The organism is Halomonas sp. BDJS001 (assembly GCF_026104355.1).
Classification (GTDB): Bacteria; Pseudomonadota; Gammaproteobacteria; order Pseudomonadales; family Halomonadaceae; genus Vreelandella.
This window is the reverse complement of record NZ_CP110535.1, coordinates 1661318-1680244: the sequence shown is the minus strand read 5'-3', so window position 1 is coordinate 1680244 and position 18927 is coordinate 1661318. Positions and strand designations below refer to the sequence as shown.

The 18927-nt window shown below is 56.1% G+C and carries 18 protein-coding genes and 1 pseudogene; 13 read left to right on the top strand and 6 right to left on the bottom strand.

The window, feature by feature from the left end; genetic code table 11:
* Nucleotides 1–6 precede the first annotated feature (6 nt).
* On the top strand, nt 7–1368 hold the full coding sequence (locus OM794_RS07600) for a formimidoylglutamate deiminase (RefSeq protein WP_226249657.1): 1362 nt from the start codon (nt 7–9) through the stop codon (nt 1366–1368).
* A 73-nt stretch (nt 1369–1441) separates the two neighbouring features.
* On the opposite strand, the gene hutC (OM794_RS07595) is transcribed toward OM794_RS07600, so the two are convergent.
* From hutC (OM794_RS07595) to OM794_RS07585, 3 genes are read right to left on the bottom strand one after another with little or no spacing between them, the layout of a single operon-like run.
* Complete coding sequence (gene hutC / locus OM794_RS07595) at nt 1442–2155, bottom strand: histidine utilization repressor (protein ID WP_226249656.1); 714 nt, start codon at nt 2153–2155, stop codon at nt 1442–1444.
* Nucleotides 2156–2208: 53 nt separating this feature from the next.
* Nucleotides 2209–2814 carry a HutD family protein gene (locus tag OM794_RS07590; protein ID WP_226249655.1) on the bottom strand — a complete coding sequence of 202 codons (606 nt, stop codon included), beginning with the start codon at nt 2812–2814 and terminating at the stop codon, nt 2209–2211.
* A 13-nt stretch (nt 2815–2827) separates the two neighbouring features.
* Nucleotides 2828–3799 (bottom strand): isopenicillin N synthase family dioxygenase, encoded by a 972-nt coding sequence (locus OM794_RS07585; protein ID WP_226249654.1) that lies wholly within the window; start codon nt 3797–3799, stop codon nt 2828–2830.
* Nucleotides 3800–4223: 424 nt separating this feature from the next.
* Between OM794_RS07585 and hutH the strand changes: the two genes are divergently transcribed.
* From hutH to hutC (OM794_RS07540), 8 genes and pseudogenes are all read left to right on the top strand, one after another.
* Nucleotides 4224–5756, top strand: a complete 1533-nt coding sequence (gene hutH / locus OM794_RS07580) for a histidine ammonia-lyase (protein ID WP_226249653.1) — start codon at nt 4224–4226, stop codon at nt 5754–5756.
* A 61-nt stretch (nt 5757–5817) separates the two neighbouring features.
* Nucleotides 5818–7206, top strand: a complete 1389-nt coding sequence (locus OM794_RS07575; protein WP_265154434.1) for an FAD-binding oxidoreductase — start codon at nt 5818–5820, stop codon at nt 7204–7206.
* A 237-nt stretch (nt 7207–7443) separates the two neighbouring features.
* Nucleotides 7444–8277 (top strand): transporter substrate-binding domain-containing protein, encoded by an 834-nt coding sequence (locus tag OM794_RS07570; RefSeq protein WP_226249652.1) that lies wholly within the window; start codon nt 7444–7446, stop codon nt 8275–8277.
* 78 nt (nt 8278–8355) lie between these two features.
* Entirely contained in the window at nt 8356–9015 is a 660-nt protein-coding gene (locus OM794_RS07565; RefSeq protein WP_226249651.1) for an amino acid ABC transporter permease, read from the top strand.
* Nucleotides 9012–9673, top strand: a pseudogene (locus OM794_RS23345) (amino acid ABC transporter permease). The gene OM794_RS07565 and the pseudogene OM794_RS23345 overlap by 4 nt, the downstream one beginning before the upstream one ends.
* 100 nt (nt 9674–9773) lie before the next feature.
* A complete protein-coding gene (locus OM794_RS07550) occupies nt 9774–10571 on the top strand; it encodes an amino acid ABC transporter ATP-binding protein (protein WP_226249831.1) in 798 nt (265 codons plus the stop codon).
* Nucleotides 10571–11719, top strand: coding sequence for a histidinol-phosphate transaminase (gene hisC / locus OM794_RS07545; RefSeq protein WP_226249649.1), 1149 nt, complete (start codon nt 10571–10573; stop codon nt 11717–11719). The genes OM794_RS07550 and hisC overlap by 1 nt, the downstream gene beginning before the upstream one ends.
* Nucleotides 11720–11851: 132 nt before the next feature.
* Nucleotides 11852–12607, top strand: coding sequence for a histidine utilization repressor (hutC, locus tag OM794_RS07540; RefSeq protein ID WP_226249648.1), 756 nt, complete (start codon nt 11852–11854; stop codon nt 12605–12607).
* 79 nt (nt 12608–12686) lie between these two features.
* On the opposite strand, the gene OM794_RS07535 is transcribed toward hutC (OM794_RS07540), so the two are convergent.
* Together OM794_RS07535 and OM794_RS07530 are read right to left on the bottom strand one after the other, a co-directional pair.
* Complete coding sequence (locus tag OM794_RS07535; RefSeq protein WP_226249647.1) at nt 12687–13004, bottom strand: c-type cytochrome; 318 nt, start codon at nt 13002–13004, stop codon at nt 12687–12689.
* 99 nt (nt 13005–13103) lie between these two features.
* A complete protein-coding gene (locus OM794_RS07530; protein ID WP_226249646.1) occupies nt 13104–14381 on the bottom strand; it encodes a PQQ-dependent sugar dehydrogenase in 1278 nt (425 codons plus the stop codon).
* A 252-nt stretch (nt 14382–14633) separates the two neighbouring features.
* On the opposite strand from OM794_RS07530, the gene OM794_RS07525 reads away from it, so the two are divergent.
* The 4 genes from OM794_RS07525 to OM794_RS07510 all read left to right on the top strand — a co-directional run bounded on the left by OM794_RS07525 (nt 14634) and on the right by OM794_RS07510 (nt 17782).
* A complete protein-coding gene (locus tag OM794_RS07525; protein WP_226249645.1) occupies nt 14634–15542 on the top strand; it encodes a 3-keto-5-aminohexanoate cleavage protein in 909 nt (302 codons plus the stop codon).
* Nucleotides 15539–16492: an L-carnitine dehydrogenase gene (locus tag OM794_RS07520; protein WP_226249644.1), complete on the top strand. Its 954-nt coding sequence runs from the start codon at nt 15539–15541 to the stop codon at nt 16490–16492. The genes OM794_RS07525 and OM794_RS07520 overlap by 4 nt, the downstream gene beginning before the upstream one ends.
* Nucleotides 16492–16947, top strand: a complete 456-nt coding sequence (locus tag OM794_RS07515) for a thioesterase family protein (protein WP_226249643.1) — start codon at nt 16492–16494, stop codon at nt 16945–16947. The genes OM794_RS07520 and OM794_RS07515 overlap by 1 nt, the downstream gene beginning before the upstream one ends.
* Before the next feature lie 142 nt (nt 16948–17089).
* On the top strand, nt 17090–17782 hold the full coding sequence (locus OM794_RS07510) for an alpha/beta hydrolase (protein WP_265154430.1): 693 nt from the start codon (nt 17090–17092) through the stop codon (nt 17780–17782).
* Nucleotides 17783–17808: 26 nt separating this feature from the next.
* Here the strand turns inward: OM794_RS07510 and OM794_RS07505 are convergent, their stop codons facing one another.
* Nucleotides 17809–18822: an ABC transporter substrate-binding protein gene (locus tag OM794_RS07505; protein WP_226249641.1), complete on the bottom strand. Its 1014-nt coding sequence runs from the start codon at nt 18820–18822 to the stop codon at nt 17809–17811.
* Between the last annotated feature and the right edge of the window lie 105 nt (nt 18823–18927).

Here is an 18927-nt window from a genome sequence, read left to right as displayed (position 1 = left end):
GCCCCGATGACCCATTGCTATTTCGCTGATCACGCCCTGCTGCCGACTGGGTGGGCCTCGCAGGTGCTGTTCGAAGTCGATGCAACCGGCATGCTTATATCGGTGCAACCCAACAGCTCGCCCGGCGACGCTCAGCGTTTAGCCGGGCCAGCGATACCCGGTATGCCTAACCTACACTCACACGCTTTCCAGCGCGCCATGGCGGGTCTGGCAGAAGTGGGTAGCACACAGCCAGACAGCTTCTGGAGCTGGCGAGACCGCATGTACGGCTTGGTCGATCGTCTCACGCCAGATCAAGTGGGCACCATCGCCCAGGCGCTCTATGTCGAAATGCTTAAGGGCGGCTATACGCAGGTCAGCGAATTTCATTATTTGCACCACGATATATCGGGCAAGGCCCATCGTGATCCTGCTGAAATGGCCTGGGCGATTAGCCAAGCCGCCGAGCGCAGCGGCATTGCGCTTACCTTGTTGCCGGTGCTTTACGCCCACAGCGGCTTTGGTGGCCAGCCACCCAATCATGGGCAAAGGCGCTTTATCCACGCCGTCCCAGATTTTTTGAAATTGCTTGAGACGTTGAAGCCAAGCCTTGCCGACCACCCCACACAAGCACTGGGTATGGCGTTCCACTCACTGCGTGCGGTGACATTAGAAGAGATTCAGGCGGTGCTGGCGACGAACCCTGTTGGCCCACGCCATATTCATGTGGCCGAGCAGCAACGCGAAGTGGAAGACAGCCTCGCCTATTCAGGCAAGCGCCCCGTCCGCTGGCTACTGGATAATGTGGAGGTGGATGAGCGCTGGTGTTTGATCCATGCCACCCACCTTGACGACTCAGAGGTACGTGACCTCGCCGCTAGCGGCGCCGTGGCGGGGCTCTGTCCGACCACCGAGGCCAATCTGGGCGACGGCATCTTCCGCGCAGTGGAGTATGCCCCCCAGGGTGGGCGCCTGGGGATTGGCTCTGATAGCCATGTCTCACTGGACGTGGTTGAAGAGCTACGGCTGCTTGAGTATGGCCAGCGCCTTGCCACGCAACAGCGCAACTGCCTGCACGATAGCGAAATACGCCCGGTGGGCGACTGGCTTTATCGCCAGGCCTTAGCGGGAGGCGCCCAGGCCTCTGGCCAACCCATCGGCGCGCTCGAAGCGGGCAAACGAGCCGATATAGTCGTCCTCGATGGCAACGACCCCTACCTCGCCACGAGTACCGACGAAACGCGGCTAGGGCGTTGGCTGTTTGGCGGTTCCAAGCAACAGATACGCGACGTCATGGTCGCAGGCCGCTGGGTTATCCAGCAGCGGCGGCACGCCCTCGATGAGGCCAACAGTGCGGCGCTTGCCAAACTGTTTCGTGAGATAAGCTAGTGTGAGATAAGTTTGTGTGAGATAGCCTAGCGGTTGTTCCGCGAGAACGACTTAAGCTGCTTTGCAAGAACGACTATTTAGAAGAACTCGCCATAGTCCGCAATTTATAGCGGTCTCCGGGATGCAGCAGGTGAGCATAGCTAATTAGGCGGTCGCCTGACCAAGTACGCCGGCGAACACTCAGGCAAGGTAGCGCTGCATCAATTTGTAGCCACTTTGCCGCCCCCGCTTCTGGCAGCACCGCCTCTACTACGTGCTCCATATCGGTAATCGGGCAGGCGGCAACCAACACCTCATTGGGTGTTTGGCGAGCAAAGTCTGCCTCCAAATAACCGGGCACCCAGCGCGGATTGACGTAGCGCTCTTCGAGCTGGATCGGCAGGCCATTTTCCAGGTGAATAAGAATCGAATGAAACAACCTAGTCCCAATGCGTACGCCCATCCGCAGGGCAATCTCATCGTCAGCATTCAGCGCTTCACAACTCACTACACGATTGGCGTATTCGTGGCCACGGCTGCGTACCTCATCTGCAATATTATTAATTTCAGCCAATGGCGATTCAGAGCGCCGATCCGTCACAAAGGTGCCGATACCTGATTGGCGCACCAGATAGCCCTCCTGTACCAGGTCGCGAATGGCCTTATTGGCCGTCATTCTGCTGACGCCAAAAGTAACCGCAAGCTGCTCCTCAGGGGGGATTTTATGGTCGACGGGAAAATGTCCTGAACGGATATTATCCAGCAGGTACTGCTTAATCTGTTGATACCGGGGCGGTTGGCGTCCCACGTGCTCTCCTCAAATCCCTTTCACCACCCCGCTCATGAACACTCTGAAAAGAGTTATCGAACCCGCGGAGACAGGTCGACCCTAATCAGGTGCGTTGCAGGCAGCGTCTCAAATGTCATTGTGTTACAGCTATCAGTCGTTAGCTCGTCAGCAGCGCTGGGTCTGGGCCAGTGCCAAATATCACCACCACTAAGAGACAGTGACGGCTCACCGACCAGCCACGCCTGGCCATCAACGGCTAAAATAAACGTTTCAGCGTTCGGGGCTTGCCTTAGCGGCCCCCCAGACGTTAGCCAACGAACAGAAGCCTGCCAGTTTGCTGGATTGTACATTAAATTCAGCGCCCGACTCGGCCCTTCAGGCAACAAGCAATTCACCGCTGCTTCACCTTCGAAGATAAAACTTTCCCAAGGTGCCAAAACAGTACGCTGATCAGGCAAAACAAGCGTGACCGGATGCTCACCTATCACCGTAAAGTGACGCCTGACTCCCGCAATCATCGAGAATGGCCCCTCCCGCTCAAGTTCAGCCACCGAAACCCGCCAGCCCAACGATTTCTCATCGCCCTCCCGGCGCGCCACTTCACGTGTTACTCCGCCGCCATTTTGCCAAGCGACGGGCAAAAATTCACTAAAGCGTAACCTTTCAGGCAACTTCATCTATCGCTCCCCATCAGGATGCAGCAGCCTTGCGGTAGCTCATTGAGGCATCAATGCGACCCAAAATGTAATCACCCGCAGTCACTGGTGGATAGTGGGCTTCTGCTGCCGATACACCGAGGTCTGCGGGATCAACGCGGGCAGCATAATCGGGGTCATAAAAGGTCGCAATGGAGTAGCGTTCCCGGCCACTGGTATTGATGACACGATGCAACGTAGAGCGAAAGCGGTCATTTGACCATCGCGCCAACAAATCACCGACATTAACTACCAGCGAGCCCTCGATAAAAGGCGCATCGATCCAGCGCTCGCTACCCAGTTCACGCACCTGCAAACCACCCACCCCGTCCTGGTAGAGCAGCGTCACACAGCCATAATCAGTATGCGGCGCAACGCCAAACTGATCCGCCGGTCGATCCTCAGCCTGCACAGGGTAATAGACCGCCTGGGTGCGCTGTAACGGCTTGGTGTATTTAGCCGCGAAGAACTCAGGATCGATCTCTAGGCTCACCGCAATCGCACGCAACAGGTCTGCGCCACAGCGACCTACCTCAACAAAGTAGCGATCCATCGTCTGCTGGAATTCGGGCATAAAACTCGGCCACTGGTTCGGCCCACGCAGTGCTTCCCCCGCTAGCACACTCGGGTCATCCTCAGCCAGATCCAACCCAAAGCTATAAAACTCTTTCTCATCAGGGAGTGTCGCCTGATACATGGTCGCGCCACCACGGCGATGAAAACCTCGGTGGCGCTTGTTAACAGCCACCTCCACCTTGCGCTCAAGCGGCTCGGCAAAGAAACGCTGGGCAGCCTTCATCGCATCATCTATCACCGCCTGGGGAAGCCCATGATTGATGATGTAGAAAAACCCCACTTGGGTACAGGCGTTATGTATCGCCTCACCCGCCCGAGCGAGAGCTTGAATGTCACCCTCCCGTACGCCCTGCATATCCACAACAGGAATATTCGTAGCTGAGTTACTCATCTGCGCAGTCTCCTAACGATAAGAACGTACTCGCGCACATTCTCTTAGCGGTTTTGTTTTTCAATAATGGCCGTGAAGGTGTTGCGCTAACGATTCTGCAATGCACGTGCCAAAAACCATCAAAAACGCTCAACACTCAATAAGTATATACATATTAAAAATATACGGTCTAAACGATAACCTGAGAAGGCGATTGAAATAGACCACCACCCCATATCCATAACGAAAATTGCGCCAAAAAAAGGCATAAATGTAAAAAACGCACCAATATAAGCAAAAAATCAAAAATATTTATTCACCCATTAATGACCACTTTTCACTTGCATCAACCCTGCCTACCTGTATATACATAATAAAGACATACACTTCATCACCGCCACTTCCATCACGGCATGCTGTTTACCAGGCGCCGATAGAGGTAACCATGACATCGACTCAACGACTCTCCCCAGGCCAACTAACGCTTGCAACACTGCGCGAGCTTTTTGAGGGTAGCCCCACTATCGAACTCAATGAGGAGAGCCGGATTAGGGTCGCTCAGGCCGAAGCCACGGTCAGCGCCATTCTCGACAGCGGCCGCACCGTTTACGGTATTAATACCGGCTTTGGCGTGCTGGCCCAAACCTCCATACCACGCGCCTCGCTGACAGAGCTGCAGCGTAACCTGGTGCTGTCACACAGCACCGGGGTCGGCGACAGTCTGGATGACGCCACCGTGGGACTGATTCTGGCCCTCAAGGCGACGTCGCTGGCTCGTGGCCACTCTGGCGTCCGCTGGCTGATTATTGAAAGCCTATTGGCGCTTTACAATGCGCGGGTCTATCCCTGTATTCCTGCCAAGGGTTCGGTTGGCGCCTCGGGGGATCTAGCGCCGCTGGCACATATGGCGGCCACCCTGCTTGGCGAGGGTCGCATGCGTCACCAAGGTCGCGAGATGCCCGCCAGTGAGGGGCTGGCCCTGGCCGGTATCGAACCGCTTACTCTGGCCCCCAAGGAGGGGTTGGCACTGATCAACGGCACCCAGGTATCCACCGCGTTGGCGCTTCGTGGGCTGTTCGCCACCGAGAAGCTATTCACCGCCGCCGTGGTGGCAGGGAGCCTGACGGTGGATGCCTTAAAAGGGTCGGATACCCCATTTGACGAGCGTATTCAGGCCGTTCGTGGTCACCCCGGTCAGCGGGATGCCGCCGTTTTCTACCGCGAACTGCTGGCTGGCAGCCGGGTACGCGAATCCCACCGCGACTGCCCGCGTGTTCAAGACCCCTACTCGCTGCGCTGCCAGCCCCAGGTGATGGGCGCCTGCCTGGATCATCTTCGTTTCGCTGCCAATGTGTTTCTGCGTGAGGCCAATGCGGTCTCCGACAATCCACTGGTTTTCGATAATGGCGATGTGCTTTCCGGGGGCAACTTCCATGCCGAGCCGGTTGCCATGGCGTCGGATGTGTTGGCGCTGGTGATCTCGGAAATCGGCGCACTGTCGGAACGCCGCATCGCCCAACTTGTCGATCCGGCGCTTTCAGGCTTACCAGCCTTCCTGGTCGAAGAGAGCGGGCTCAACTCTGGCTTTATGATCGCTCAGGTCAGCGCCGCCGCATTAGCCTCAGAGAACAAAACCCTGGCACACCCAGCCTCGGTCGATAGCTTACCCACCTCAGCCAATCAAGAGGATCACGTCTCCATGGCCACCTTCGCGGCAAGGCGGCTGGCCGATATGGCATTCAATTCCAGCGCCGTGGTGGCGATTGAATTGCTGGCAGCGGCCCAGGGGGTTGAGTTCCACCGCCCCCTAACCTCCTCCCCCTCCCTCGAAGAAGCCCTGGCGACTATTCGCCGTGAGGTCACCCGTTATTCGCGTGACCGCTATTTCGCTCCCGACCTCGTCGCCGCACAGCGCTTTGTTACCGACGCTGCCTTCGAGACGCTACTGCCCCGCTCACGGCTCTACGCTGAGGAATAACATGCAACGACGCTACGCACCCATTAAGCCACCAGAGAGAAACTACTAGGGGAGATCTACCGTGAGTGTTGATCCAGCCAATAAGGACGTCTTCTTGGACTTACTACGCGATGGCTTTGGTGACAGCGTACTGCTGGGTGAGACGATTCCTGAGTCCTGCTTCAGCGACTGGACGGGCCATGCCGCCTGCCGACCGCTGGCGCTGGTACGTCCTACCAGTAGTGAAGAGGTCTCCAGGCTGCTACGGCTATGTCATGAACATCGCCGCGCGGTGGTTCCCCAGGGGGGAATGACTGGCTTAGCGGGCGCGGCAGTGCCCAATGCCGATAGCATCGCGGTATCGCTTTCTCGCCTCACCGGCGTGGAGAGCGTTGATCACGACGCCGCCACGCTGACAGTGCGGGCGGGCACCACGCTTGAAGTGGTGCAGAATGAGGCTAAAGATGCTGGCTTTCGCTATCCGGTCGATTTTGGCGCTCGTGGAAGCTGTCAGATTGGTGGCACTATTGCCACTAACGCTGGCGGCCATGGGGTTATTCGTCACGGCATGACCCGCGACCAGGTGCTCGGCCTGGAGGTAGTGCTAGCGGATGGCCGGATTCTCGACTTGATGAACGGCATGATCAAGAACAATACCGGTTACGACCTTAAGCACTGCTTTATCGGCGCCGAAGGCACCCTTGGTATTATCACCCGCGCCGTGCTACGTATGGCACCGCCCCAAGGCGAATCCCATACAGTGCTGTGTGGGCTACCCAACTATAAGGCAGCAGTGACATTACTCCACCACCTACGCGGCGCAGGGTTAGCGCTAGAGGCATTTGAGGTGATGTGGCAGGATTTTTACACCATGAGCTGCGACTGGAGAGACAGTCAGCCACCGCTGCCCACAAGCTACGCTCTTTACGTGTTGTGCGAGGCCGAAGGCGATGCCAATCATCTGGAGAGGGCCCTAGAAGCTGCCATTGAAACGGGCGAGGTGGAAGATGCGGTACTGGCAAGCAGCACGACACAAGCCCGTGAATTATGGGCGATCCGTGAGGCGACCGGCGAATTCCCGCTCAAGTTGGCGCCGATCAATTTCGACATCAGTCTTCCAATTCCAACCATCGGCGCCTTCGTCGAAGCCGCTGGCGAGATGCTGCAGCAGCGCTGGCCGGGCATCAGCATCGTCAACTTCGGCCATATCGGCGACAGCAATCTACACCTAACCGTGGATGGCCGCTCGCTAGCCGAGGATGCACCAGAGATTCGCCATGCTATCGAAGCTGAGATCTATCGTTTGGTCGGCGAATACCACGGTTCAATCTCTGCCGAACATGGTATCGGCCTGCTCAAGCGCGATTTCTTACACCACAGTGTCCGCCCTGAAGTGATGGAGGTTATGCGCGCACTCAAACATACCCTCGACCCTAACGGCATTCTTAATCCCGGCAAATTGCTTCATTAAACAACTCAGTTAAACAGCTCGGCTAAGCCGCTCAATTTGGTCGCCCTTATTGACGGCGGCATGCCCCCAAACTGTGCAAGGTGTTGTGGACGATTTAACGCCAGAATCCGCAAAACGGCTATGTATATACAGGTAAGTACTTTTTGGCATGTAGTTTGCTTTTACATAGGGGAAGTTCTGAAGGCTGATACGTATTGTCAGTCACACCGCCCCTTAGCCCCATGGAGTCATTACTCAATGAAAAAGCCCAATCTACTCAAGCAGTCACTCTCTAAGCTAACGCTAGGCCTTGGCCTCTGTTTAGCGGTCACCGCTGCTTCTGCAGACCTGCTTGACGATGTCAAAGAGCGTGGCGTCCTCAACGTCGGCACAGAGTTTCACTTCGCTCCCTTTGCATACTTAGACGCTGGTCAGCAGAGCGGCCTCAACCTCGAGCTTATGGAGCGTGTTGGTAATGAACTCGGGGTCACTATTAACTGGATCGACCTACCCTGGCCCAGCGTACTCCCCGGCCTTGAGGCTGGAAATTACGACTTCGTTGCGGGCCCCGCGATGATTACCCAGGAACGCAAACTACGCTACAACTTCACCTTGCCTATCGCCGATGCCACGGTCGCTATTTTAAAACGTGCTGACGACGACTCTATTCAAACGCCTGAAGATATTTCGGGTAAAGCGGCCGGTGGTGGGCGCGGCACAGCGCAACTAGAGCAGCTAAAGACGTTTGCGGCTGAGCTGCCGGAGCCGCCCACCATTACCGAGTATGTTGATTATAGCCAAACCTACGCCGACCTTGCCGCTGGGCGAATTGATGCAGTGGCGAACTCGCTACCCAATATTGCTTATACCGCGACACAGCGCCCCATGTTCGAGGTTGTCCAACCACCTTTTGGTCAACCCGCCTACTTTGGCTATATGGCACGCAACGATGAGGAGTCCGCTTCCTTAGTTGAAGCTATCAACGAGGTACTTCTATCCATGCACGAAGATGGCAGCCTCTCGGAGCTGCAAACCAAGTGGTTCGGCGCACCAATGGACATTCCCAGCGAAGATTTTGAACCCGAGATCTAATCTGCCTCCAACGCGTGCTGAGGCAACCGCTGCATATGCCGCCCAGCACGCACTCCCTCACCTCCGGGGATCTTGCCAATGTTCGACTGGCCGACTTTTCTCTTTAGCCTGCCGCTGCTGGGTAAGGCGCTCCTTATCACGCTTCAGACGTCGCTGTTAGGCAATGCCATCGGCTTTGTGATTGGCACCCTTATTGCCAGCATGCAATTGGCCAAAATGCCCTTACTGCGGCGCATCGGCGGCAGCTATATCTTTATCTTTCGAGGAGTTCCGCTACTCGTCCAGCTACTGGTTATCTACTACTTGGCACCGATGTTCGGGCTACCCAACCTGTCCCCCATGGTAGCCGCCGTTATGGCGCTCTCGCTCTGCTCAGGCGCTTATATCGCAGAGATATTACGCGGGGGGCTGTTGGCGATTCCCTCTGGTCAGCGTGAAGCCGCCCATTTATTAGGCATGAGCCGTCCCGCTATTTTGCTACGCATCGAGCTGCCCCAAGCGGTTCAAAGCACCCTGCCCTCACTGGTAAACGAGTTGGTATTACTGATTAAAGCCTCGGCGCTGGTATCGGTCGTCGGTCTAGCAGATCTCACCCGGGTGGCCCAGAACCTGGCCTCTTCAGACTACTTGTTCTTCCAGCACTACCTGGTGCTGGCCGGGATCTACTGCCTGATCAACATACCGTTGACCATGTTCGGACGCCGACTTGAGCGTCACCTAGAGAGGAGTCTGGCGTGATTTTCGATCTATCCATTATTACCGCCAATGCCGACGCCATCCGGGGCGCTTTTTTAGTCACCATTTATACCTGGCTGGTGGGTAGCGTATTGGGGTTGGTAACGGGGCTGTTTATCGCTGCGCTGATGCTCTTTGGTGGTCGGCCACTGCAGCTCATATTGAGAGTGTTTATTGAGCTGGTACGCGGCACCCCCTTTTTGGTGATCCTGTTTCTGGTCTACTACGGCGGCCCATCATTCGGTGTACGTCTCGGCGCGATTACCGCTGGGGTGCTCTGCATCGCTTTCTACAGCAGCGTCTATTTCGCGGAGATTTTTCGTAGCGGCTTCGCCGCCGTCCCCGCGGGCAACTGGAAGCTGGCGAGTGCCTGGGACTAGGTCGCCTGCAGCTTATGTGGCGCATACAGCTGCCTCAAATGCTGGTACTGATCCTGCCAGCGATCGTCAATATGCTGACGATTCTATGCAAAGAGACCGCCGTTCTGTCGATTATCACCGTTCCTGAGTTAACCGCCGTGCTCACGGGCATTGGTACCCGCACGTTTACCTTTATTGAAACACTATTGGTTCTCTGCATCGCCTACCTGCTACTTATTGAGATCACCTCGCGGGTGGGCAGGTGGCTTGAGCACCGCGTCGGCACCTACTTACAGCGCTGAACAGGAGCTAGCTATGCCACTTTCCCTATCGTCGTCCACATCCACCCCTGCAGCGGCTTTGGTCGAAGCTACGCAAAAAGGGGCGGATAAGGCGCCCCCCATTATTCATCTTTCCGCCGTTGGCAAGCGCTTCGGCAAACATCAGGTACTCACTGATATCAACCTGGATGTGCATCACTCAGAGGTGGTCTGCCTGATTGGCCCATCGGGGTCGGGTAAAAGTACGCTTCTGCGCAGCATGGCCTTTCTTGAAGAGTATGACGAAGGGGAGATTCATATCGAGGGGCGCCTACTCGGCTGGGAAATTGATGACCGGGGGCGCCGCCAGCACGCCGGGCGCACCCGCCTCAATCAGGCCCGGCGCAATCTTGGCATCGTTTTTCAGCAGTTCAACTTATGGCCACATATGACAGCGCTGGGCAATGTCACCGAGGCCCTGGTAAGAGTGCGTCGGCTCAAGCGCAGCGAAGCTGAAAAACGCGCTATGGAAGTGCTCGACAAGGTTGGCCTGGCAGAGAAGGCCAAGGAGTACCCCGCACGGCTTTCCGGCGGCCAACAGCAGCGCGTGGCCATTGCCCGGGCACTAGCGATGGAGCCCAAGATTATGCTCTTCGATGAGCCTACCTCAGCACTCGACCCTGAGCTGGTGGGCGAGGTATTGGCAGTGATGAAACAGCTCGCTCTTGAAGGCATGACCATGGTAGTAGTGACTCATGAGATGGGCTTTGCCGCCCAAGTTGCTGACACCGTCGTCTTCCTTGATCAAGGCAGTATCGTTACCCGTGGTACGCCCAGCGAAGTATTCCGCGACACCCAGCATCCCCGCCTGCGCCAGTTTTTACAGAACTATCTTGACCGCAACGCCTTCTGGCATACCACAACGGAGCAAGCGAACTAATGCTGCCTCTCGACCCCTCTCCTCTCGCGCGCCGGGAAGTTCGCGAACTCGAAGGCTACAATGCAGGGCTTTCCAGCGAGCAGGTAGGCAAGCGCTTTGGTGTGTCAAAAATTGCCAAACTCGGTAGCAATGAAAACCCGTATGGCCCCTCACCCCAGGTAGCCACCGCCATCGCTAGCGCTATCACCGATAGTGGCCTTTACCCTGACGCCTCCTGTGGCCTGTTACGGGATGCGCTCGCGGCACGTCTCAAGGTTGCACCCGAGCGGCTGGTATTTGGAAATGGCTCAGAAGATCTGATTGCGATTTTGTGCCGGGTGTTTCTTGATCACGGTGACACCTTGGTCACTATCACACCTGCTTTTGGTCTGCATACGCTATATCCGCACTCGCTTGGTGCGCATATTCACGCCGTACCCATGTTAGATGGCGGACGTTTCGATATTGATGGGCTGCTTGAAGCGCTCATTGAGCCGCCACGTATGCTGATGTTCTCTTCACCTTCCAATCCGGTGGGCAGCACGCTATCAGCCAATCAGTTAGATCAACTGCTTAATGCGTTAACACCCGCCACCCTACTCGTCTTCGACGAGGCCTATTACGAGTACGCCCAGGCGAGTCCCGACTACCCGGATGTACTGGCTCGACTATCCCAACAGGAAACACCATGGATCGTTTTGCGCACCTTCTCAAAAGCCTACGCCCTGGCAGGATTACGCCTGGGCTATGGCATTGTGAGTAGTCCCGTGCTTGCCGACCTGATTGATCGCCTACGCACGCCATTTAACGTCAACCGTCTCGCTCAAGTGGCAGCACTTGCGGCACTGCAGGATGAAACTCACCTAAATACGGGGCTTGAAGAGACCATTCGCGAACGCGAGCGTGTTACCAAGGCGCTTAGAGACATGCATCTAACGGTAGTGTCTTCTCGGGCTAACTTCCTGTTTTTCAAAACAGATCAGACATCAGACGCCTTGCATGAAACACTGCTTACTCACGGAGTGATCGTTAAACCATGGCGTGAGCCGGGATACACCCACTGGGTGCGGGTCTCGATAGGTAGCCGCGAGCAAAACGACCAGTTTCTAGCAGCGCTATCTGCCTTACTGTCACCAGTCGCATTGAGTCATAACCATGATACTTTCTGAGCCAGGTCGCTTCATTCACACTACAGAATGGTTGACCATAAGACTATTGCCAACGCTAGCGTCACCTTAGATAGTTTACTTATTAAGAGGTTACGAGCGACTCGGCCTAATTTGTCATCACCGGAATAGCGAATGAAAAAAACCGATACTGATAGCGTGGCCACTCCAAAAGCACTCTATTTACAGGCCAAACAGTTTGTACTTGAGCGAACAGCCTCAGGTTTCTGGAAGCCTGGAGATATGATTCCATCTGAAAATCAGTTGGTTAACGAATTAGGCATGTCACGAATGACGATAAATCGGGCTTTGCGGGAATTGACCAACGAGGGTTACCTAGAACGTACCAGTGGGGTGGGGACTTTTATTGCCGAGCGCAAACCGCACTCCAATTTATTACAAATAGCCAATATCGCCGATGAGATCATTTCCCGCGGCCATCGTTACCATTGTGAAGTGCTCGAACTCGGTCGTGTCGCGGCACCATTCACCATTGCCTCAGCGCTTGAGCTAACGACAGGCAGTTCGGTTTATCATCTGCGCTGCGTTCACTATGAGGAAGACCTCGCCGTCCAGCTTGAGGATCGCTATGTTTCGCCAGCGATGGCCCCTGATTTTATTCTCCAGCAGTTCGATGACACGCTCCAACCTTCGCGCTACTTACTTAACACCATCCCTGTAGATGAGATAGAACATATCGTAGACGCACTACTGCCCTCGGATGAAGATGCTAAAGCGCTTGAGATCGATACCAACGAGCCATGCTTAGCGTTAATGCGTCGCACATGGAGTGCTTCACGGGTAGTCACCTACGTTAAGTTTCTGCATCCCTCCATGCGCTATCGGCTGGGTAGTCGGTACCCTGTCGATGCCAGTTCCCACGCGGGCTGACACTGCTCTTTATGATGAGGAATGACCCCATGAAATAAACAGGTCAAACCTACTAGAAGCTAATGTACAAAGAAGAGAGTCACTCGTCACTCTCAGTGAGAAAGGCGGCAAGGTTAGCAATATCATCATCCGACAAATCGGTGGCGTTGGGGATCATCAAAAAGGAGTTTGACCCCACCTTTTCACCAGCCCGATACGTTTCAAGGCGAGAAGTAATATACTCCGCGTCCCGACCACTAAGCGATGGAAAGCTAGCCATCCCTTGTGCATTTGGGCCGTGACACTGAGCGCATGCGTCCGCATAGAGTGTTTCTCCAGCCAACTTATCTGCCGCCTGCAGAGTAGCCGACTCCATTAGCAGCGCCGTCGCAATAACGAAAAAAAGTGATGCCTTCATAGAGACCTTTTCCCATTGGAGTGTTTTTAATCAAAAAGCTTAAAACGGCTTGAAGACAGCGCAGCCGCACAGGCATACGCCAGCGCGGCTGCCAATAACTCACTCCGGTGTGATGCGGTAAATACTGCCTTCATCAACTGCGGTATAAAGATCTCCCTCCGGGCCCAGCACTATCGACCGGAAGCGGGCCGCCCCCATGGGCAGCGGCATCTCAGCAACGTCATTGACCGAAAGACCATCCTCGGCAATATCGATCAGGTTAATGCGCTGCCCTACAGAAGTGCCTCCGAAACCGATGCCCATAAAACCAACAATCAGACGGCCATCCCAGTTGCCCCACTGCTCACCGGTCAGAAACTCGGCAGATGAGATGCCTTGCGAAAGTCCGTCGTTGCCCCAGGCCGGCTTCATGGCGTCGGGGTAGGTTTCGGTGTCCGTCACCGGCATATAGGCTGCACGCTCTTTGGGATCCATCCCCTCGGTCTGATTAGGCTCGTAACCGCAGTAATCGTCCGGGCAGTCGCCACGACCCGCCATATTGGGTTTCGGATCCCAGCCACTGTTACCACCATTGACCAACGCATTGATCTCATCCGAATGCCAGGGGCCGTGTTCCGTCACGATGGGCTGGCCGGTGTTCGGGTGGAAGGTAATGCCCTGTACGTTACGGTGACCATAGGTATAGATGCGAGGATCGAAGCCCTCTGGTGGTTCGTTACCCTCGGCAGCCTCGCCATCCCGGTCAATACGCAGAACTTTTCCCCCTAGCAGCTCCGGCGACTGAGGAATCTCGCTATTATGGTTATCGCCAGTAGTCACATAAAGATAGCCATCCTCGGGGCTGAAGCGAATACGGCCACCGTTATGGGCGCCAGCATCACCGAACGGATGGTCGGTGGCGGCAGGCTTGTACGGAATATCCTCGACAATATCGGTACGATCCGATACCTCATTAAACTCACTGTTTACCGTCATGCGCAGCACACGATTGGTGCGTGGCTCAGACATGTTGGAAGCAGAGTAAACGTAGACCGTGCGGTTTTCGTCAAAATCAGGATCGACTGCCACACCGTTCATCCCAGCCTGCCCCTCGCAAACAAGATCATCGGCGGTGGTGGCATACTCGTCCGTGCCTTCCATGCCTAGCAGGTGCTCTACCTCACCACCGGGCAGCCGTACCGACAGCCCTCGACAGCGCTCGGTGTAAAACATCGTCCCATCCGGTAAAAAGGCCATATCCCACGGGTTTTCTAGACCGGTTAACACCTCAGTTTGGCTGAGCTCAGGCTCATTGGCAGTCGCAACGGCAGGTAAGCCGATGATCACCGCAGAAGTGATGAACGTAGATAGCGGCCGCAGAACGGGTTTATAGGACATTGAAGGCACTCCTTCCTAGTGTTGTTTGTAATTGTTATCAACTTTGCCATGGGCTTCTTCAGTTTAGATCGGCAGCCATGCCGGTCAATATTTACCGCTCGCATAATGAGGAGATAGGAGTTAGGAGCAGTGAATTAATTAGCGAGGATCAAAACTGCATTTTGTGTATAGCGAATGTCGCTTTACGACAACTAATGTTTACCCACCGCGACACACTGGTAAGCGAATAAACCGCTGACTAGAGAGCACGCCATGAACCGCAATGTCATCCTCACCTGTGCCGTCACTGGCGCAGGTGATACCACCGCAAAAAATCCCAATGTGCCTGTTACACCCAAGGCTATCGCCGCTTCCTGCATTGAAGCGGCCCGTGCCGGGGCTAGCATCGCGCATATCCACGTTCGCGACCCGGAGACCGGCGGCATTAGCCATTCGACCGACCATTTCCGCGAGGTGATGGAGCGCGTACGCGAGGCCGATGTGGATATTGTGATGAACATCACCGCGGGCGGCGGCGGCGACTGGATACCGGATGCCACAGACCCGACCCGCGGCGGCCCAGGCACCGATATTCAAACGCCCGCCGAACGCCATGCCCCAGTCGGCGAGCTGCTCCCCGAGCTGTGTACGCTGGATTGCGGTAGCCTCAACTTTGGCGACATGGTCTACGTGAATCCCGCCGACTGGCTACGTGAGCACGCCCGTTTGGTGCAAGCCGCAGGTGTCAAGCCGGAGCTTGAGTGCTTTGATCTGGGCCATGTCTGGTTTGCCCGCCAGCTTCAACAAGAGGGCTTGATCGATGATGACCCACTCTATCAGCTCTGCCTGGGCATCCCCTGGGGCGCCGAAGCAGACACCGAAACCATGCTCGCCATGCGCAACAAGTTGCCAGAAAACGCCAACTGGGCAGCGTTCGGCATTGGCCGCCACCAGATGCCCATGGTCGCTCAAGCGGTGCTGCTGGGTGGTCACGCACGAGTGGGGTTGGAAGATAACTTGTTTCTAGAGAAAGGCGTGCTGGCCACTAACGGCCAACTGGTCGAGAAAGCCTCAACCATTATTGAAAACCTCGGTGCCCGGGTAATGACGCCAGCGGAAACACGCGCGCATCTTAGGTTACGTGACCCAGAGCTGCGCGCTCCGGCAGGAGGTGACGCATGAGCCGTTTAGCCGTGATTGGTACCGGCGTGATTGGCAATGGCTGGATTGCCCGCGCCCTCGCCCAAGGCTGGGACGTGGTTGCGTTTGATCCAGACCCATCAGCACCTACGCGCACCCGTGCATTTATCGACAACGCCTGGCCTTCGTTAACCCAGCTAGGCCTGTCACCTAATGCCAGCCCTGAGCGGCTAACGTTTGTGGCTACAATAGAAGAGGCCGTGAGCGGCGCTGATCTGATTCAGGAGAACGTGCCCGAGCGGCTACCGCTTAAGCAAGAAACTCTGGCCGCCATTGATGCCGCTGCCACGCCGGACGTTATCATTGGCTCGTCGACTTCTGGCTTTAAACCCAGTGATCTACAGCGGAACTGCCGCCAAGCGCCTGGTCGCGTGATCGTCGCTCACCCCTTCAACCCGGTGTATTTACTACCGCTGGTGGAGCTTGTGGGCGGCGAATCAACCCAGACCGCCCAGATTGCCACCGCCCAGAAACTCTATCAGGCCCTCGCCATGCGGCCGTTAGTGGTTCGCCGAGAAATAGAGGGCCATATCGCCGACCGCTTAATGGAAGCGCTATGGCGGGAAGCCCTGCATCTGGTCAACGATGGGGTGGCCACCACCGAAGAGATCGATGCGGCGGTGGTTTACGGCTGTGGGCTGCGCTGGCCGTTGATGGGCACTTTCTTGACCTTCCACCTGGCGGGCGGCGAGCCCGGCATGCGCCATATGCTGGAGCAGTTCGGCCCGGCGTTAAAACTGCCCTGGACCAAACTGGAAGCCCCAGAACTCACCGACGAACTGATTGATAAAGTGGTAGAAGGCTGTGAACATCAAGCCGCGGGTCGTTCAGTGGCCACGCTTGACCGCCGCCGGGATGACTTCCTGGTCGAGCTGCTTGAAGTGGTGCATAAGTACTGGCCAGAAGCCGAAGGCTTGGAGGGACGCATTTAATGATCATTTATAAGACCCAGGTCGCTCCCGAGTGGGTCGACTACAACGGGCATATGAACGACGCGGAGTACGCCCGCGTTTTCTCCCTGGCCTGTGAAGCACTGATTGACTACATTGGGCTGGATAAAGCGGGCCGTGAGCACTACGGCTATACGATCTATACCTTGGAAACGCACCTCTGCTACCGCCGCGAGGCACACCAAGGCCAAGCGCTAAACGTAGGATTTACATTGCTCGATAGCGACACAAAGCGCCTGCACCTCTTTTTCACCCTGTTCGATGACGAAGACAACCTGGTAGCGACCAGCGAGCAGATGCTGATGGGCATGAAACAAGCGTCTGGGCGTCCAAGCCCGTTTCCTGAAGCAATCGCGAATCGCATTGCAACACTGCCCAAAGCAGATAGCAGTGCCTGGCCAGAACTTGCCGGGCGCACCATCGGTATTCGGCGCTAAGGATGACAGTAGCGATGAATGTAGACGCCTTTATTCAGCGCTTTAGCGCAGGGCTGGCGGTAATGGAGGAGCAGCCCCTGCCTCAGGTAAGGCGCGCTTACGACAAGTTCTGCCGCTCGTTCGCCCCACCCGACCGGCCGGTATGCGGGTCGAAGATGGCAGTATTAATGGCGTTAGCGTGCGCCGCTTTACTCCTCAGCAGCAAGCGCCGGGTGTCGTGCTGTTTATACATGGCGGCGGTTTTACCATCGGCTCAACAGAGAGCCACCATGGCCCCGCTGCCAGCTTGGCCCAGCAGCTTGAGCGCGAAGTGGTCAGCGTTAACTACCGGCTGGCACCGGAAGTAACGTACCCCACCATGCTGGCAGACTGCCAAACGGTGTTAACAGCCATTCAACCTATTGCACTGGTGGGTGACAGCGCTGGCGGGCGACTAGCTATCGACCTTGCCCACCCGCTGAGTGAAGCGCCGCCGCTAGGGTTAATTTACCCGCCCGTTGGCGAACTTTCGCCAGCTTGCTTGGGTGAAGATGCCCCACTGCTTTCGCGCCACGATGTGCTCAGCATTCGCAAACAGTGCCCTGAGATTATCGCCGCTCAGCGGGATGGCCGTTCTCCTTCCCAGAGCATGGAAATCCTGACAGTAGAGCACGACCCGCTAACTCAGCCTATCGAAGCCGCAGTGGCCAACTGGCGAGCAGCAGGCGCCTCCGTGGGCTATCGTAGAGCGCCGCAGATGGTACACGCCGCCCTTCACGCCCAATCGCAGCTCCCCGAAATGGGCAGTGCGTGGCAGGATTTCTGCCACGCACTCAAGCAGCGGCTTGATGGATAAATAAACTATTTAAGAACCGAACCGGGTTAAGAATCGAACTGGGCCCGCACCTGCTCAATCGCGGACTCGCCATCGCGGGTTTTGACACCGTCGAGCCACTCAGCCACGGTGTCTAGATTATTACCAATCCACTCATGGGCCACTTCATCCGCCGGGCGGTCTTCGTAGCTATACTCGTGTACCCATTCGTTCTGGTCTTCGATATCGATCACGTACTGCGACAGGAAGCGGTGAACCTCCGGCGCTTCGTCCGCCAGGCTGGCAGGGGTAATTGTCCATACCGTGCTTTCAATGGAAGCCACGCCCGCATCATCGCTGTCGGCCAAGTAGGCCAAATCGAAGCTCACGTTCATCCAGTGGGGCTCCCAGCCGACAAAGGTCACCCACTCCTCATCGGCCATTTTCTGCTCAGCCTGGGCCAACATGGCCGACGTTGAGCTTTCACGGAGCTGCCAATCGCCTAGCCCGGCAAGGTCATTATCGATGGCGTTGAGAATGGCATCGTTGATGCCGGTGCCCGCTTCAATGCCCTGGATTTCACCATCAAAGCGGTCACGGTGTTCTGCCAGTTCAGCGACCGTGGTAACGCCGGCATCGTACACATACTGAGGAACCACCAGCCCCGAATTGGCGCCGCGGATATTGGAAACAACTTTTTCTACTTTGCCGTCGGCCACCAAGGGCTCGACCATATCGGTCTGAACCGGGTACCAGCCACCTAAATAAATTTCCAGATCGTTACGCGTCAGGCCTTCCAGAATAACGCTCACGGCTAAATCCTGCTGGCGGGTCTCATACCCCATGGCCTCGAGTAGTTGGGCGGCCACTTCGGACTTCACCGTCACCCCAGGCCATGGCGGCACCCCAAAACGCAGTTCATCAAGCTCCGCCATGGCCGGAGTGGCAGCAAACGCAGAGAGTAACAAGCCAGCTGTTACCGACAATGACTTGGTGGTGGGAGAGAGGGTCTTGGCAGAGATGGTTTTGGGAGAGACGGTTTTGGGAGAGATAGTCTTGGGAAAGATAGTCGTGGCAGACATTTAGCTAAACCTCTTATTCGTTGGGTTTAGTCAGTATGCGCGGCTGTCTCCTTACTACTAGGCATAAGGCGACACTTGCCATGCATTACACGACACTCATTGCGC